The following is a 14781-nucleotide window of genomic DNA, read 5'->3' as shown; positions in this document are numbered from 1 at the left end:
TTCCATCGCCACGTTCACGAGAAATCAAATCGACGAGCCGAGTTCATGTGCGGACGTTTTGCCTTGACCGCCACGCCGGACCAGACCGCCGCCCATCTCGGCCTGGCGGAGCTTGAGGAGTTTCCGGCCCGCTACAACATCGCCCCGACGCAGCCCGTGCTGATGGCGCTCGCCGGCCCGCCTATCCACGACCGCATGCCGGCGGTGATCGAGGAGCGCGACTTCGCCCGCTGGCTGGATTGCCGCACCCAGGAGCCGCGCGACGTGCTCGATCTCTTGCGCCCGGTCGAAGCCGATTTCTTCGAGGCGATTCCGGTTTCCGACCTTGTCAACAAGGTCGCCAACACCGGGCCGGAGATTCAGGAGCGGGGCATCGTCGGGCCGCAGCCCGAAAAGGTCAGGCGCCAGAAGCCTGGCGCGGACGAAAATCAGATGACCCTATTTTGACGAAGGCTAGCTAACGAAGGCGGCTAGCGGAGGCCTTCATCTCCAGGGCGCGCATTTGCATCGCCCTCATCGCCGGCGCCCCCGTCATGGGAGACCGCGCCGGTCGTGCCTTTTCAGGCGGCGCGCGGCGAAACGATCTTCTGCGCCGGCTTCTTCTTCTTAGCAGTGTGAAGAAGGGCTGCGACGATGGCCGCCGGGCCGATCGCGCGGTAGTGCTTGGCGAGCGGCTGTTGCGGCGGTCGGCTTTGTTCCTGCTTGCTTCGAGGCATTGTTCTCTTCCCTGGTAACATTCCCGTGTCTGCGTTTGATGGTCGATTCGGACCAAATCGTGACACCTTCGCGGTCTAGCCGGCGAATGTTTCATCACTGTGCCGACATGTTTAATAAAATGTTTCGGCCGGTCTTTACCTGTGATCCAACGACATCTTTCCCGAACGGAGCGACTTGACGGCAACACCTACGGGCGCGATAAAGCCGCCCATGAAAACGTCTTTCGCCATTTGTGGCATTTGCATTATTGACTAGCCTCGCGCTGGTCCGGACGTTTTCGCCTCATCTTTCCCTAGATTGGACAAACGCCCCGGCCAGCAGGCTGGAGCCCGATTTGCGCCTTGGCGCAGGCCTGGTTCCAGCCCGAGCATGACCCCGAAAAGTGGAAGCCGGTTTTCGGATAAGGTCATGCTCAAACAAAGAACCAAAGGACCGGGACCGCATGTCTGACGCATCGAAGGGCCTCAGCCTCTACAACACGCTAACGCGGGCGAAGGAGCCTTTCGTTCCGATCGATCCGAAAAATGTGCGCATGTATGTCTGCGGCCCGACCGTCTACGACTTTGCCCATATCGGCAATGCCAGGCCGGCGATCGTCTTCGACGTGCTGTTCCGTCTTTTGCGCCAACTCTACGGCGAAAACCACATCACGTACGTGCGCAATATCACGGACGTCGACGACAAGATTAACGCCAGGGCGCTTCGCGATTTCGGCGCCGAGATTGCGGCGGGGAAGTTGTCGCTGAACGACGCCATCCGTAAGGTCACAGAAAAGACCGCCGACCAGTACCACAAGGATGTCGCGGCGCTCGGCTGCCTGGAGCCGACCTTCGAGCCGCGCGCCACGGAGTTCGTCGCACCCCGCGCGGACGGCAAGGCCGACATGCTGTCGCTGATCGGGCAATTGATCGAGCGCGGCCATGCCTATGTCGCCGGTGGCGAGGTGCTGTTCGACACCGCCTCGATGCCGGACTATGGCGAGCTGTCGAAGCGCAATCTCGACGAGCAGCAGGCGGGTGCCCGCATCGCCGTCGACGCGCACAAGAAGAACCCCGGCGATTTCGTGCTGTGGAAATTGTCTACGCCGGAAGAGCCCGGCTGGGAAAGCCCGTGGGGCAGGGGCCGGCCGGGCTGGCATATCGAATGCTCGGCCATGTCGGCCGCCTATCTCGGCGAGGTCTTCGACATCCATGGCGGCGGCCTCGACCTGATCTTCCCGCACCACGAGAACGAGATCGCCCAGTCGCGCTGCGCCCACGGCACGAAGGTGATGGCCAATGTGTGGATGCACAACGGCTTCCTGCAGGTCGAGGGCCAGAAGATGTCGAAGAGCGTCGGCAACTTCTATTCGATCCACGAGCTCTTGGAGACAGAGACTTTCGGCGGCCGCACATGGCCGGGCGAGGTGCTGCGGCTGGCGATGCTGATGACGCATTACCGCGAGCCGATCGACTTTTCCGTGCGCAAGCTGGAAGAGGCGGAGAACACGCTGCGCAAATGGAAGCGTGCGGCGGACTTGGCGCCCGCGGCGGCGGAGGAGCTGCCGGCAGACGTGATGGAGGCTTTGTCCGACGACCTCGCAACCTACGCCGCCTTCCAGGGGCTGACGCAGCTTGCCGGCGAGGCCATCGAATTGAGCGGCAGTGGTGAGAATGTTCCCGCCGCTTCGCTTAAGGCCGCGCTCGCCTTCCTCGGCTTCGACGTCGGCGCAGCCAAGGTGGATGAGGAAGCGATCGCCAAGGCGATAGCCAAGCGCCTGGCGCTGATCGCGGCCAAGAACTGGGCCGAGGCCGACCGCATCCGCGAGGAGCTCCTGGCGCAAGGCGTCCAGCTCAAGGACGGCAAGGATCCGGTCACAGGCGAACGCGTGACGACGTGGGAGATCAAGCGGTGAGGGTGGCTCCCGAAGTAAAATTGGAGAGGATGGCGCGAGGCGCCCCCCTCTGTCCTGCCGGACATCTCCCCCTCGAGGGGGGAGATCGGACGTCACTTCGACTTTCGCTAATCGCCGACGTTGAAGATGGGGCGCCATCGGCGAAACTGCCGATCTCCCCCCTAGAGGGGGAGATGTCCGGCAGGACAGAGGGGGGCGCCTCGCGATGACGCATTATCCAGTGTCCACCAACAATCGCGGCAATGCGCGCAAGATGCGCAAGGCAATGACAGATGCCGAATTGAAGCTTTGGAACGAAGTCCGGGCGCATAGGCTAATGGGCCTTTCCTTTCGGCGACAAATGCCTATCGCAGGCTACATCGTTGACTTTGCATGTCCTGACAAAAAGCTGATCGTCGAGATCGATGGCTCTCAGCACGCTCATGCCGAAGTTTCGGCTTCCGACGCCGAGCGAACCGCGAAGCTCGAAGCTCTCGGCTGGACCATCCTGTGCTTCTGGAACGACGACGTGATCCGCGATATCGACAATGTCTGCCAGCACATCGTGATTGCGGCCGGCCTGGCCGGCGCCGACGTGCCGGAACCAGCAAGGGAGGCAGTTCCATGATCGACCATCTCGGCATCAGCGTTTCCGATTTCGAAAAATCCAAGGCCTTCTACGACAAGGCGATGGCGCCGCTCGGCGCTTCGCTGCTCTACATGGTGCCCGAGCAATATACAGGCGGCGCCAAGGTCGGCGGCTATGGCCGCGACCGGCCGGTGTTCTGGGTGAGCGCCGGCAGGGAGAAGCCGAAGGACCGCCAGCATGTCGCCTTCACCGCGCGCAGCCGCGCCGAGGTCGACGCCTTCCATGCCGCCGCCCTTGCCGCCGGCGGTAGGGACAATGGCGGGCCGGGTCTGCGCCCGCATTATCACCCCAACTACTATGGCGCCTTCGTCTTCGATCCCGACGGCAACAATGTCGAGGCGGTCTGCCATGATCCGGAGTGAGCCATGAATCGGAGTAAGTCATGAGCCTCGACAACCGGCCGGTCTACACGGGTGGCTGCCAATGCGGCGCGGTGCGCTTCCGCGTCGAGGGCACGCTCGGCGACGCCTCGGTCTGTCACTGCCGCATGTGCCAGAAGGCGAGCGGCAATTTCTATCTGCCGCTGGTCTCGGTGCGCGGCGCCAGGCTCGACTGGACGCGCGGCGAGCCGAAGCGCTTCCGCTCGTCCAGCGCCGCATGGCGCGGCTTCTGCGCCGAATGCGGCACGCCGCTGACCTTCGAGGCGCCGGATGGCATCGCCCTGGCGATCGCGACCTTTGACGACCCGGCCGGCATAGCACCGACCATCCAGTGGGGAACCGAGGCCAAGCTCCCCTACGTCGACAGCATCCCGAAATTGCCGGGCGAAGACACGATGGCGGATATCGGCTCGGCGCCTTACCTCGCCGAGCTCGTCTCCTATCAGCATCCCGATCACGACACCGACCAATGGCCGCCGGAGGAAAAACCATGACCGACCAGGTTCGAACAGGCGGCTGCCAGTGCGGCGCCGTGCGCTTCCGCATCAAGGGCAAGCTCGGACGCCCGTCCATCTGCCATTGCCGCATGTGCCAGAAACAGTTCGGCAATTTCTTCGGCGCGCTGGTGACGGTGCCGAAGGACGGCGTCGAATGGACCCATGAGGAGCCAAGCTATTTCCAGTCCTCGGTCAACATCGATCGCGGCTTCTGCCGACGCTGCGGCACGCCGCTGACCTACCGCCAGCCGGGCGCGCTGGAGATTGCCATCGGCGCCTTCGACGACCGGTCGGATCTGGCGCCGCAGATCCAGGTCAATTACGCGGTCCGGCTGCCCTGGGTCGAAAAGATCTTCGAAGCGCCGGTCCATGACGACCCCGACTACTACCGACGGCAGGAGCAGATCATCTCCTTCCAGCATCCCGACCACGAGACGGCCAACTGGCCGCAGCAGGGCTTGAAACTATGACGATCCACAGCAGGTCCTTGCGTACGCTCTATCCAGAGATCGAGCCGTTCGAGAGCGGCATGCTCGATGTCGGCGACGGCCATACCGTTTATTGGGAGCGCTGCGGCACCAAGGGCGCCAAGCCCGCCGTGTTCCTGCATGGCGGCCCGGGCGGCACAATCTCGCCGAAACACCGGCGGCTGTTCGACGCGAAACTGTACGACGTCATCCTGTTCGATCAGCGCGGCTGCGGGAAATCGACGCCCAACGCTTCGCTCGAAGCCAACACCACCTGGCACCTCGTCGCCGATATCGAACGGCTGCGCGCGATGACGGGCTTCGACAAATGGCTGGTGTTCGGCGGCTCCTGGGGCTCGACGCTGGCGCTCGCCTATTCCGAGACGCATCCCGAGCGCGTCAGCGAGCTCGTCGTGCGCGGCATCTACACGCTCACCCGCGCTGAGCTCGAATGGTACTACCAGTTCGGCGTCTCGGAGATGTTCCCGGACAAGTGGGAGCGCTTCCTGGCGCCGATCCCGGAGGCGGAGCGCGGCGACATGATGGCCGCCTACCGCAAGCGGCTGGTCGGCTCCGACCGCAAGGCACAGGTCGAGGCGGCCCTTGCCTGGAGCCTCTGGGAAGGCGAGACGATCACGCTCCTGCCGGAGCCTGAGACCAGCACGCCGTTCGGCCAGGACGACTATGCGGTGGCCTTCGCCCGCATCGAGAACCATTACTTCGTCCACGCCGGCTGGCTGGAGGAGGGACAGCTGCTGCGCGACGCATGGAAGCTGAAGGACATCCCCGGCACCATCGTCCACGGCCGCTACGACATGCCGTGCCCAGCGCGCTATGCCTGGGCGCTGCACAAGGCCTGGCCGAAGGCGGATTTCCACCTCATCGAAGGCGCCGGCCATGCTTATTCGGAGCCTGGGATTCTAGACCGGCTGATCCGGGCGACGGATGAGTTCGCGGGGAAATCGGGGAAATAATGATGCAGGTTAGCGCTCTACGGCGCCCCCCTCTGTCCTGCCGGACATCTCCCCCACAAGGGGGGAGATTGGCAGCTTCGGCTCTGCCGCTCCTCCTGCAACGCTGGAGATTGGCGAAAGCAGAAATGACGGCTGATCTCCCCCCAAGTGCGGGAGACGTCCGGCAGGACAGAGGGGGGCGCGAAGGATCGCGGCCTTTCGAGCAATAGCCATGACAAAGCAACGCCTCTATCTGTTCGACACCACCCTTCGCGATGGCCAGCAGACGCCGGGCATCGACTTTTCCGTCGAGGACAAGATCGCGATCGCCAAGCTGCTCGACGATTTCGGCATCGACTATGTCGAGGGCGGCTATCCCGGGGCCAATCCGACCGACACCGCCTTCTTCCAGCAGAAGCGGACGGAAAGCGCGAAATTCGTCGCCTTCGGCATGACCAAGCGGGCAGGGGTCTCGGCCTCGAACGATCCGGGGCTGGCAGCGCTAGTCCAGTCGAAGTCGGATGCCATCTGCTTCGTCGCCAAGAGCTGGGACTATCACGTGCGCGTCGCGCTCGGCTGCACCAACGAGGAGAACCTGGAGTCGATAAAAGTCTCGGTCGAGATGGCGGTCGCCGCTGGCAAGGAAGCGATGGTCGACTGCGAGCATTTCTTCGACGGCTTCAAGGCCAATCCGGAATACGCGCTGGCCTGCGCCAGGACCGCCTATGATGCCGGCGCGCGCTGGGTGGTGCTATGCGACACCAATGGCGGCACGCAACCTTCGGAAGTGCGGGCCATCGTCGAGAAAGTGATCGCCGGCGGCATCCCGGGCGACCATCTCGGCATCCATGCCCATGACGACACCGGCCAGGCGGTGGCGAATTCCCTTGCCGCCGTCGAGGCCGGCGTGCGCCAGATCCAGGGCACGCTGAACGGCATCGGCGAGCGCTGCGGCAATGCCAATTTGATCTCCATTGTGCCGACGCTGGCGCTGAAGCCGGCCTTCGCCGACCGCTTCGAGACCGGCATTTCGGCCGAGGCGCTGACCGGTATTTCGCGCCTGTCCCGCGCTTTCGACGAACTCTTGAACCGCGCGCCGGAGGCGCAGGCGCCCTATGTCGGCTCCTCGGCGTTTGCCACAAAGGCCGGCATCCACGCCTCGGCGCTCGCCAAGGAGCCGGCGACCTACGAGCATGTAGAGCCGCAAGCCGTCGGCAACCGCCGCCGCGTCATGGTCTCCGACCAGGGCGGCAAAGCCAATTTCCTCGCCGAGCTGCAGCGGCGCGGCATCGATGTGCCGAAGGACGATCACCGGCTCGATGCGCTTATCGCGGTCGTCAAGGAGCGCGAGGCCGAGGGCTACGCCTACGAGGGCGCCGATGCCTCCTTCGAATTGCTCGCCCGCAAGATGCTGCACGGCCTCCCGGAGTTCTTCAACGTCACCTCGTTCCGCTGCATGGTCGAGCGCCGCTTCGACGCCAACGGCAATCTGAAGACCGTCTCCGAGGCGATCGTGAAGGTCGAGGTCGACGGCGAGGAGAAGATGTCGGTGGCCGAGGGCCACGGCCCGGTCAATGCGCTCGACATCGCGCTGCGCAAGGACCTCGGCAAATACCAGAGCGAGATCGTCGACCTCGAACTTGCCGACTTCAAGGTGCGTATCCTCAATGGCGGTACCGAGGCCATCACCCGCGTTCTGATCGAATCGCACGATTCCACCGGCGCCCGCTGGTGGACCGTCGGCGTGTCGGAGAACATCATCGACGCCTCCTTCCAGGCGCTGATGGATTCGATCGTCTACAAGCTGATGAAGAACCGCGAGATGGCGGGGCTGGTGGCGGCGGAGTAGGTTGAACCATCACCAAAAGTCCTTTGATCCATCACAATTTTGCGATGGTCTTGGACGGCTGGCTGGGCCATAGCGTTGGGCCATGGTCACCACAACAGCTGATCTCGATCAAGACGCCAGGGCCCGCCGCGGCTTCCTGCTGGCGCTTGGCGCCTATTTCCTGTGGGGGCTCTTACCCTTCTACATGAAGGCGGTGGCGCATCTGCCGCTCGCCGAGGTGATCGCCAATCGCGTGGTCTGGTCGGTGCCGATCGCCGCGTGCGTGCTGGTCTGGGCCGGCCGCACCGCCGATTTCAAGGCAGCGATCCGCTCGCCCCGCAGCATCGCCATGGCGGCGCTGACGGCGGTGCTGATTTCGATCAACTGGGGCATCTATGTCTGGGCGATCGCGGTCGACCGCACTGTCGAGACCGCGCTCGGCTACTACATCAACCCGCTGGTCAGCGTCGTCGTCGGCGCCGTGCTGCTCGGCGAGCGGCTCGACCGCCTGCAGATCGCCGCGGTGGTGCTGGCCGCGATCGCGGTCGCCGTGCTCACGGTCGAAGCCGGCAAGTTGCCCTGGGTGTCGCTGGCGCTCGCCTTCTCCTTCGCCGCATACGGCTTCTTCCGCAAGACGCTGCCGATCGGCCCGAGCCAGGGTTTTCTGCTCGAAGTGCTGCTGCTCTCGGTGCCGGCGCTCTGCTACATCGCCTACCTGATCGCCACCGGCCAGGATCATTTCATCTCGAGCACCGCGAACGACACCGCGCTGCTGATCGGCTGCGGCCCGATCACCGCGGTGCCGCTACTGCTCTTTGCCTTCGGCGCCAGGCTTTTGCGGCTCTCCACCATCGGCATCATGCAATATATCGCGCCGACCATGGTGTTCCTGATCGCGGTGCTGATCTTCGATGAGCCCTTCGGCACCGTCCAGGCCATCGCCTTCGCGCTGATCTGGACGGCGCTGGCCATGTACAGCTGGTCGATGTTCAGGGGTCGCGAGGTCCGACAGCCGGCCCCCGCGGCAAGGTAAGGGCATTCGCCCTTTAATGCATGTCGCCCAAAAGTGCGCAGCGGTTTTGGGAGAACGACATGCATCAAAACAAAGACTTAAAGCGCGTCGCCTGAATCCGTTTCAGCGCGACGCGCTTTAAACGCGCCCCAGCCGCCGCACGATCATATAGATGATGCCGGCGATCACGACCGATATCGCCGTCACCACCCAGAAACCCATCGGCGTGTCTACCAGCGGCAGCCCGCCGACATTCATGCCGAACAGGCCTGAGATGATGGTCATCGGCAACAGCACCGCCGTCATCACGGAGAGGATGTAGAGCAGCTGGTTCGACTGCTCCGTCAGCTTCGCCATCAATTCGTCCTGCAGGAGCCTGGTTCGCGCCTGCAATTGCTCACCGTCATGATGCAGCGTGTGCGCCCGGTGCGAGAGCCTCGTCGCCATGTCGTTGATCGGGTCCGGCAGGTCGTCGCGGTGCGAATGGTCGAGATGGCGGAAGAGGTTGCTGAGCGTCGCCATCTGCCGGTGGATGATCACCAGCTGCCGGCGCGCGTCGACCAGGGCCTGCCGTTCGCTATGCCAGGCGTCGCAGACGATGCGATCCTCGATGCCGTCGAGCGTGTCGCCCATCTTGCCGAGCTCGCCCGACATGCCGTCGAGCGACTGGCCCATCACCGCCTCGATCAGCTCGGCCGGCGAACGGAATTTGCGCGTGCCGCTCTCGACCAGCTTGCGGATCTTGTCGACCGACTCCAGCGGCTGCTTGCGGGCGCCGATCAGCATCGTCTCGTTGAAGGCGAAGCGGAAATGCGTGAGCCCGCGCGCCTCGGCGAAGTCGTGCCTGAGGTCGGGCAGATCGCCGTAAAGGAAGTCGTCCTCGAAATCGATATGGCAGCCATGGCTGGGCGACAGGAAGGCCTCGCGCACAGCAGCCGGTAGGGCCTGCTCGGCGCCGATCTCCTTGCGGGCGCGCATGTCCGTGATCTGGTAGCTGCGCCACGTCCAGTGCGCCTCGGCCGGGTCCTTGGCGCGCACGCCCTCGGCGGTGAAATGATAGATGAAGAACAGCCCGTGCTCGTCGGGCAAGTAGGGCGAGAGGTCTGTGCCTTCGTTGGGGACAGCGATGTTCATGGCGGATTCGCCGGCTGTTGATGCGGTCGGGGTCGCGGGGGCGGCCAGGCGAAGTTTCTAGCATGGGCGACCCCGTTTGCGTGTGACAGTTCGATGACGGCCGGCGCTCCGGCGGTTTCCGTTCCGATTGCGTGCTTTCCCCAAAAAATCTTCCGCACCCCGGGAATAAAGCCCGGGCCTTCCGGGTCTTGCTGTGTAGCGAGGCCATCGTCCCAAGACGCGCATCGCCGGCCCCGGAGGAATGCTCACTTCCACGAAAACACCAATACACGCAGCCACAAGAGGAGACTTCTGATGTTCAACATGACACGCCGCATCGTGCTCGGATCCGCCGCCGCCGCGGCCGCCTTCGGCATTGCCGGCAGACTGGAATTCGCGCCTGCCGCTTACGCCGAAACCCCGGTCGAGCCGCTGGTCGGCTTCTACAAATACAAGGTGGGCTCGCTCGAGGTCACCGCCGTCTATGACGGCATCTGGCGCAAGCCCCACGACCCGGCCTTCATCAAGGACGTCTCTGTCGACGACACCAAGGCCGCACTTGCCAAGGCGGGGCTGACCACCGACTTCATGCCGATCCCGCTCACCGTCGTCGTTCTGCTGATGAACGGCCGCACCATCATGATGGATGCCGGCTCCGGCGTCGGCCAGTGGCAGGCCAACGCCACGCATCTGCCGGCCAACATGAAGGCCGCCGGCATAGACTACAAGTCGATCGACACTGTTCTGATCTCGCATTTCCACCCGGACCATGTCTGGGGCCTGATGGAGAAGGGCACCAACGCGCCGGTGTTCCCCAATGCCGAGCTCATCGTCAACGCCGCCGAATACAATTGGTGGACCGACCCCAGCCGGCTGGCCAAGCTTCCCGAAGGCCGCAAGCCGGCGGGCAAGCGCATCGCCGAAAACTTCCCGAAATGGAAGAACTGGAAGCTGGTCGAGAACGGCACGGAAGCGGTGCCCGGCATCCGCATCATGGCCGCGCCCGGCCACACGCCCGGCCACTCCGTCTACCATGTCGATGCGGGGTCCGAGCAGTTCCTCGTTTCGGCCGACACCATGTACGTGCCGGCGCTGCTCGCCCCGCATCCCGAATGGCAGGGCGCCTACGACCAGGACGGGCCGATGGCGATCGCCACGCGCCACAAGCTCGTCGACCAGGTGATTACCGACAATGTCCGTATCTGCGGCTCGCACTTCCCGTTCCCGGGCACCGGCAGCTTCGTCAAGGACGGCAGCGCCTACGCCTTCACCCCAACCCAGATCTGATCCGGATCGCGGATATGAATCGAATTCCGAACAGAAAGCGATAACGCCAATGAAACATGCACTTTTCGCGGTGCTCGGCGCCATTGCGGTGCTGACCGCGGCCCCGATCGCGATCGCCGTGCCGGCCTATGCCGTGGACGACATCGAAGGCGCCGACGCGCCCGACCTGACCGCCGTGAAGGCCAAGATCGACGCCAAGGACTATCAAAGCGCGCTGGCCGACCTGCGCGACCTCGCGCAGGACACCCAGCAGGCCGACGTCTACAATCTGCTCGGCTTCACGCTGCGCAAGACCGGCGACTACCAGACCTCGCTGACCTACTACGCCAAGGCGCTGGAGCTTAAGCCCGACCACAAGGCCGCCCATGAATATCTGGGCGAGCTCTATGTCGAGACCGGCGACATGGCCAAGGCCAACGAGCAGCTCGCCTCGCTGCACAAGCTCTGCCCGGCGGGCTGCGAGGAGCTTTCCGACCTAAAGCAGGCCATCGATACCAAGGTGACGAAGTAAGGCTTTTGGGCGCCATTCATCGCAACGAAGTGCGGAGAGGGTGTTGCGCAGCGGGCGGCGCCGGCGCCGGGCGAAAAATCATCAAGGGCGACTACCCTGCGCCCGTGAGGGTACCGCCTCGGGCAAACGTCCCAAATCTCTGCGGATGCCAACCTTATTGGAGCCGACCCATGACAGCGACCGAACCCGCCGAGAAGCTTCATATCCGTGACGCGGTCCTGCTTGTCGGGCGCCTGCTCCTGTCCCTGATCTTCGTGCATGAGGGCCTTGAGCTTGCGACCCGTTTCGGGGGCGCTCAGAAGGCGATGGCCGCGCTCGGCGTCGGCACGCCGCTGCTGCTTGCTACAATTGCGTTGCAGCTCGGCGCGGGCTTATCCGTGGCGCTCGGCATCCTGGCGCGGCTCGGCGCGGTGGCGCTCGGCCTTTTCTGCCTGATGACGGCAGGCCTCTTCCACACCAACTTCGCCAGCCAGAACGAGCTGCTGCATTTCGAGAAGGATCTTGCGATTGCCGGCGGCATGTTCATCCTGGCGCTCAGCGGCGCAGGTGGGTTGTCGGCGGACAGGGTGCTCTTCGTGAAGGCTGCCAAGATTGGTGCGCCCGTGGAGTAGCATCTGTCGATGAGCGGGACGAGTCTGCCGGTTGACGGGCACCCCTCACAGCACGCTGGTGATCCCGCCATCCACCAAGAGCGTCTGTCCCGTCACGAAGCTCGCGGCGTCCGAGGCCAGGAACACGACTGCACCCGCGAGCTCCTCCACGTCGCCCCAGCGCCGCATCGGCGTGCGGCCGGTGAGCCAGCCGGAGAATGTCTCGTCGGCGACGAGGGCCGCGTTGAGCTCGGTCTTGAAATAGCCAGGCGCGATCGCGTTGACGCGCACGCCGTGCTGACCCCATTCGCCGGCCATCGACTTGGTCAGCATCGTGATCGCGCCTTTGCTCGCCGCGTAGGGCGCGATCGAGGGGCGGGCGAGCACGCTCTGCACCGATGAGACGTTGATGATTACGCCCTTACGCCGCGCGATCATGCCCTTCACCGCGGCCCGGCTCACCTTGAACACGCCGTCGAGATTGGTCGCCATCAGCGCGTCCCAGTCGGCGTCGCTGAACGTCTCCAGCGGCGCGCGGCGCTGGATGCCGGCATTGTTGACCAGGATGTCGATCGGGCCGGTGCCGGCTTCCGCCGCCGCGATGGCGCCGTCGATCGACTGCGTGTCGGTCACGTCGATCACCGATTCCGCGATGCTGTAGCCCTCGGCGCGCAGGCGATCCCCGGCAGCCTTCAACTCTTCCGCCTTGCGGCCGCCGAGTGTCACGCGCGCACCGGCGCCTGCAAGCGCCTCCGCGAACACAAACCCCAGCCCGCGGCTGGCGCCGGTGATGAAAGCATGCCTGCCTTCGAGGCTGAACAGCCTCCCGAGATAGTCAGTCGAACGCAATTTGCACCCTCATCGATCTGTCGCCGGCGGGCTCGCCGGCCCACGCCAGCGTGCCGCGTGGCTCGATGAAGTGCAAGGCGCTCGCCACGGTCGACCTGATCGCGCGAACTCACCCAACCTAAGGTTTGTTGAGATGCAAGTGCTCAGCTAGCTGCGGCTTGCGCCGATAGAATAGGTTCCGCGTCTAAGCTCAGGTCCCCGCGATGCGCCGATGCACACGGCCCAGGCTTTCGGCGAAGGCATCGAACAGCCCCCGCTCGGTGAGCTCGCGCAGCACCTGCTCGTTGATACCGCCCCGCGTCGCATAGTCCTGCGAAAGATGCATGAAATCGGCATCCGGCGTTGTGTCCGGCGCGTTCGCCAGGGCCTTGAAAATGCTGGTGATGTAGTCGCGCGCCTTGTCGCTCGAAACGCCTTCGCCGCGCACCCAGCCATGGATCGTGTCGAGATATTTGAAATAGCTGGCATAGGTCGCAGTGACGACGGTCAATACGTCGAATTCATTCTGGTCATCGACCTCGATCACTTTCCCCAATCTGCTGAAGAATGCCGCCGTCTCGCGATCCGACGGGCAGACGATCGTCGCACCCTCGAGACGAGCGATCATCGGCATGGGCAGCGCCTTTGTCACCCGCCCGGCGGGCGCTACGAGGGCGGCGATCTCCTCGCGAGATACCGTCGCGATCAGGCTGACGACGTGATGATCCTCGCGAAACCGCAGCTCCTTGAGGACGTCCCGTGCAATCTGCGGCCGCACAGCCAGCATGACCCTGTCGCATTGGTCGAGCACAGCCTGGTTGTCCGCAGCGATGCGCACATCCGGATAGCGCGCGGCGAGTTCCGCGGCGATGTCCTCATTGCGCGGTGAGACGACCACCGGCGTTGCCTCGCCAGGCAACGATTTCAGCCCCGTGACGATGGCTGAGCTCAGTGCGCCTATGCCGACAAAGCCGAGTTTCATTTGAGGCCCATCGCGTTTGTTTCCAATCGCCGCCGACAATAGCGCCCCCTTTATCGCCGGCAAGAGGAAGCCCAACTCACGCTCGACCAACTGAAGGCAGCAGTCCGTCACGGCACGGTCATTTCCGCGGCCGACGATCTGCGACCGATTCGGATTCGAGCGAGACCGCCGATGACTGGAACGACGAAGGCCAGGTATGATGGCTCCATCCTGAGCTTCCAGCAGAAGCGCGGACAGGAATCGTCAGCTTTTTTCCTGCCGTTCCTGAAATCCGATATGCGGCTGCTCGACATCGGTTGCGGTCCAGGAAACATCACCGCGACGCTTGCCGCGCATGTCGGCGCGGCGGTCGGGATCGACATCCAGCCACGCTCGATTGCGGCGGCGGACGAACTGGTCGAGGCGGCAGGGATCGGCAATCTGTCGTTTCGCGAAGCCGACATGACGACCTTGCCGTTCGACGATGAAGCCTTCGATGCCGTCTTCTTCCACGCCGTGCTCTACCATCAGGATCAGCCGACATTGACCAGGACGCTAGCCGAAGCAATGCGCGTGCTGCGGCCCGGCGGCCTGGTCGCCACGCGGGATGCCGATGTCGGCGGCAACATCCTCCATCCCGACCTGCCGGGCCTGCGCATCGCGCTCGATCTCTGGCAGCGCTGGTACGAGCATGGTGAGCCAGATGTCCTCAATTTCGGGCGGCGCCAAGGTGCGATCCTCAGGGCGCACGGCTTTTTGCCGGTCTGGACGGGAGCAAGCTACGTCAACCACAGCGCCGACGAAGAGACCCGCCGGGAGACGGTTGAAGACGCCAGGCGCAGCCTCAACTCGCTCGGCGTCAGGCTGATCGAAAGGGACGGGGCGACACAAGCCGAGCTCGACGAGGCATTGTCGGCCTGGGACGTCTGGGGAGCGGAGCCCGACGCCGTCTACCTGCGCTGCCGGTGCGAATGCATCGCCAGAAAACCAGGCGCCGCTTAAGGTCTAAGCTATGTGGATGGGAAGCCCTCGAAAGCCAGGCGGCGGCGCAGCCTGAAACCGAAATGGCTGGCCGCTCCCGTTACGCGCCATTAATTCCGGACTGCTACTTTAAG

The 14781-nt window shown here is 64.1% G+C and carries 17 protein-coding genes; 13 read left to right on the top strand and 4 right to left on the bottom strand.

The genetic code is table 11. From position 1 onward, the window contains the following. Positions 1–45: 45 nt before the first annotated feature. The gene (locus RFM40_RS09015) at positions 46–447 is read left to right on the top strand and encodes an SOS response-associated peptidase family protein (protein ID WP_320277420.1); all 402 of its coding nucleotides are present in this window, start codon (positions 46–48) and stop codon (positions 445–447) included. 113 nt (positions 448–560) lie between these two features. Here the strand turns inward: RFM40_RS09015 and RFM40_RS09010 are convergent, their stop codons facing one another. Then, positions 561–716 carry a hypothetical protein gene (locus RFM40_RS09010; RefSeq protein WP_320221338.1) on the bottom strand — a complete coding sequence of 52 codons (156 nt, stop codon included), beginning with the start codon at positions 714–716 and terminating at the stop codon, positions 561–563. Between the two features lie 443 nt (positions 717–1159). Between RFM40_RS09010 and cysS the strand changes: the two genes are divergently transcribed. From cysS to rarD, 8 genes are all read left to right on the top strand, one after another. Then, positions 1160–2611 carry a cysteine--tRNA ligase gene (gene cysS / locus RFM40_RS09005; protein ID WP_320274835.1) on the top strand — a complete coding sequence of 484 codons (1452 nt, stop codon included), beginning with the start codon at positions 1160–1162 and terminating at the stop codon, positions 2609–2611. 205 nt (positions 2612–2816) lie between these two features. Further along, on the top strand, positions 2817–3218 hold the full coding sequence (locus RFM40_RS09000; protein ID WP_430691653.1) for an endonuclease domain-containing protein: 402 nt from the start codon (positions 2817–2819) through the stop codon (positions 3216–3218). Continuing rightward, a complete protein-coding gene (locus tag RFM40_RS08995; protein ID WP_320228318.1) occupies positions 3215–3601 on the top strand; it encodes a VOC family protein in 387 nt (128 codons plus the stop codon). Before RFM40_RS09000 ends, RFM40_RS08995 begins: the two co-directional genes overlap by 4 nt. Before the next feature lie 20 nt (positions 3602–3621). After that, complete coding sequence (locus RFM40_RS08990) at positions 3622–4113, top strand: GFA family protein (protein ID WP_320228319.1); 492 nt, start codon at positions 3622–3624, stop codon at positions 4111–4113. Continuing rightward, positions 4110–4586 (top strand): GFA family protein, encoded by a 477-nt coding sequence (locus tag RFM40_RS08985; protein WP_128089003.1) that lies wholly within the window; start codon positions 4110–4112, stop codon positions 4584–4586. The genes RFM40_RS08990 and RFM40_RS08985 overlap by 4 nt, the downstream gene beginning before the upstream one ends. Then, complete coding sequence (gene pip / locus RFM40_RS08980) at positions 4583–5557, top strand: prolyl aminopeptidase (RefSeq protein ID WP_320228320.1); 975 nt, start codon at positions 4583–4585, stop codon at positions 5555–5557. The genes RFM40_RS08985 and pip overlap by 4 nt, the downstream gene beginning before the upstream one ends. A gap of 211 nt (positions 5558–5768) precedes the next feature. Then, positions 5769–7385 carry a citramalate synthase gene (gene cimA, locus RFM40_RS08975; RefSeq protein ID WP_320277418.1) on the top strand — a complete coding sequence of 539 codons (1617 nt, stop codon included), beginning with the start codon at positions 5769–5771 and terminating at the stop codon, positions 7383–7385. Between the two features lie 82 nt (positions 7386–7467). Further along, the gene (rarD, locus tag RFM40_RS08970) at positions 7468–8397 is read left to right on the top strand and encodes an EamA family transporter RarD (protein WP_320274831.1); all 930 of its coding nucleotides are present in this window, start codon (positions 7468–7470) and stop codon (positions 8395–8397) included. 117 nt (positions 8398–8514) lie between these two features. Here rarD and RFM40_RS08965 read toward each other — a convergent pair whose 3' ends face one another. Further along, positions 8515–9510 (bottom strand): transporter, encoded by a 996-nt coding sequence (locus tag RFM40_RS08965; protein ID WP_320277417.1) that lies wholly within the window; start codon positions 9508–9510, stop codon positions 8515–8517. Between the two features lie 294 nt (positions 9511–9804). Here RFM40_RS08965 and RFM40_RS08960 point away from each other — a divergent pair, with 294 nt between their 5' ends. The 3 genes from RFM40_RS08960 to RFM40_RS08950 all read left to right on the top strand — a co-directional run bounded on the left by RFM40_RS08960 (position 9805) and on the right by RFM40_RS08950 (position 11898). Continuing rightward, entirely contained in the window at positions 9805–10776 is a 972-nt protein-coding gene (locus RFM40_RS08960) for an MBL fold metallo-hydrolase (protein WP_320277416.1), read from the top strand. 49 nt (positions 10777–10825) lie between these two features. Next, positions 10826–11287, top strand: a complete 462-nt coding sequence (locus RFM40_RS08955) for a tetratricopeptide repeat protein (protein WP_320277415.1) — start codon at positions 10826–10828, stop codon at positions 11285–11287. A gap of 170 nt (positions 11288–11457) precedes the next feature. Then, positions 11458–11898: a DoxX family protein gene (locus RFM40_RS08950; protein WP_320277414.1), complete on the top strand. Its 441-nt coding sequence runs from the start codon at positions 11458–11460 to the stop codon at positions 11896–11898. Between the two features lie 45 nt (positions 11899–11943). Here the strand turns inward: RFM40_RS08950 and RFM40_RS08945 are convergent, their stop codons facing one another. Together RFM40_RS08945 and RFM40_RS08940 are read right to left on the bottom strand one after the other, a co-directional pair. After that, the gene (locus RFM40_RS08945; protein WP_320277413.1) at positions 11944–12726 is read right to left on the bottom strand and encodes a glucose 1-dehydrogenase; all 783 of its coding nucleotides are present in this window, start codon (positions 12724–12726) and stop codon (positions 11944–11946) included. Positions 12727–12916: 190 nt separating this feature from the next. After that, complete coding sequence (locus RFM40_RS08940) at positions 12917–13687, bottom strand: pyrroline-5-carboxylate reductase (protein ID WP_320228328.1); 771 nt, start codon at positions 13685–13687, stop codon at positions 12917–12919. A 171-nt stretch (positions 13688–13858) separates the two neighbouring features. Here RFM40_RS08940 and RFM40_RS08935 point away from each other — a divergent pair, with 171 nt between their 5' ends. Beyond that, entirely contained in the window at positions 13859–14668 is an 810-nt protein-coding gene (locus RFM40_RS08935) for a class I SAM-dependent methyltransferase (RefSeq protein WP_320277412.1), read from the top strand. The last annotated feature ends 113 nt before the right edge of the window (positions 14669–14781 follow it).

It is taken from the genome of Mesorhizobium captivum (genome assembly GCF_033977165.1).
GTDB lineage: Bacteria > Pseudomonadota > Alphaproteobacteria > Rhizobiales > Rhizobiaceae > Mesorhizobium > Mesorhizobium captivum.
Note: the sequence above shows the minus strand (reverse complement) of the source record. Positions and strands in the feature narration are given on the sequence as shown.

What these genes read in the sequence shown, in the direction of transcription:
- RFM40_RS08995 (WP_320228318.1), top strand. Translation starts at nt 3,215, where the DNA reads ATGATCGACCATCTCGGCATCAGCGTTTCCGATTTCGAAAAATCCAAG.
- RFM40_RS08950 (WP_320277414.1), top strand. Translation starts at nt 11,458, where the DNA reads ATGACAGCGACCGAACCCGCCGAGAAGCTTCATATCCGTGACGCGGTC.
- pip (WP_320228320.1), top strand. Translation starts at nt 4,583, where the DNA reads ATGACGATCCACAGCAGGTCCTTGCGTACGCTCTATCCAGAGATCGAG.
- rarD (WP_320274831.1), top strand. Translation starts at nt 7,468, where the DNA reads ATGGTCACCACAACAGCTGATCTCGATCAAGACGCCAGGGCCCGCCGC.
- RFM40_RS08965 (WP_320277417.1), bottom strand. Translation starts at nt 9,510, where the DNA reads ATGAACATCGCTGTCCCCAACGAAGGCACAGACCTCTCGCCCTACTTG.
- RFM40_RS08985 (WP_128089003.1), top strand. Translation starts at nt 4,110, where the DNA reads ATGACCGACCAGGTTCGAACAGGCGGCTGCCAGTGCGGCGCCGTGCGC.
- RFM40_RS08935 (WP_320277412.1), top strand. Translation starts at nt 13,859, where the DNA reads ATGACTGGAACGACGAAGGCCAGGTATGATGGCTCCATCCTGAGCTTC.
- RFM40_RS08940 (WP_320228328.1), bottom strand. Translation starts at nt 13,687, where the DNA reads ATGAAACTCGGCTTTGTCGGCATAGGCGCACTGAGCTCAGCCATCGTC.
- RFM40_RS08960 (WP_320277416.1), top strand. Translation starts at nt 9,805, where the DNA reads ATGTTCAACATGACACGCCGCATCGTGCTCGGATCCGCCGCCGCCGCG.
- cysS (WP_320274835.1), top strand. Translation starts at nt 1,160, where the DNA reads ATGTCTGACGCATCGAAGGGCCTCAGCCTCTACAACACGCTAACGCGG.
- RFM40_RS09010 (WP_320221338.1), bottom strand. Translation starts at nt 716, where the DNA reads ATGCCTCGAAGCAAGCAGGAACAAAGCCGACCGCCGCAACAGCCGCTC.
- RFM40_RS09015 (WP_320277420.1), top strand. Translation starts at nt 46, where the DNA reads ATGTGCGGACGTTTTGCCTTGACCGCCACGCCGGACCAGACCGCCGCC.
- cimA (WP_320277418.1), top strand. Translation starts at nt 5,769, where the DNA reads ATGACAAAGCAACGCCTCTATCTGTTCGACACCACCCTTCGCGATGGC.
- RFM40_RS09000 (WP_430691653.1), top strand. Translation starts at nt 2,817, where the DNA reads ATGACGCATTATCCAGTGTCCACCAACAATCGCGGCAATGCGCGCAAG.
- RFM40_RS08990 (WP_320228319.1), top strand. Translation starts at nt 3,622, where the DNA reads ATGAGCCTCGACAACCGGCCGGTCTACACGGGTGGCTGCCAATGCGGC.
- RFM40_RS08955 (WP_320277415.1), top strand. Translation starts at nt 10,826, where the DNA reads ATGAAACATGCACTTTTCGCGGTGCTCGGCGCCATTGCGGTGCTGACC.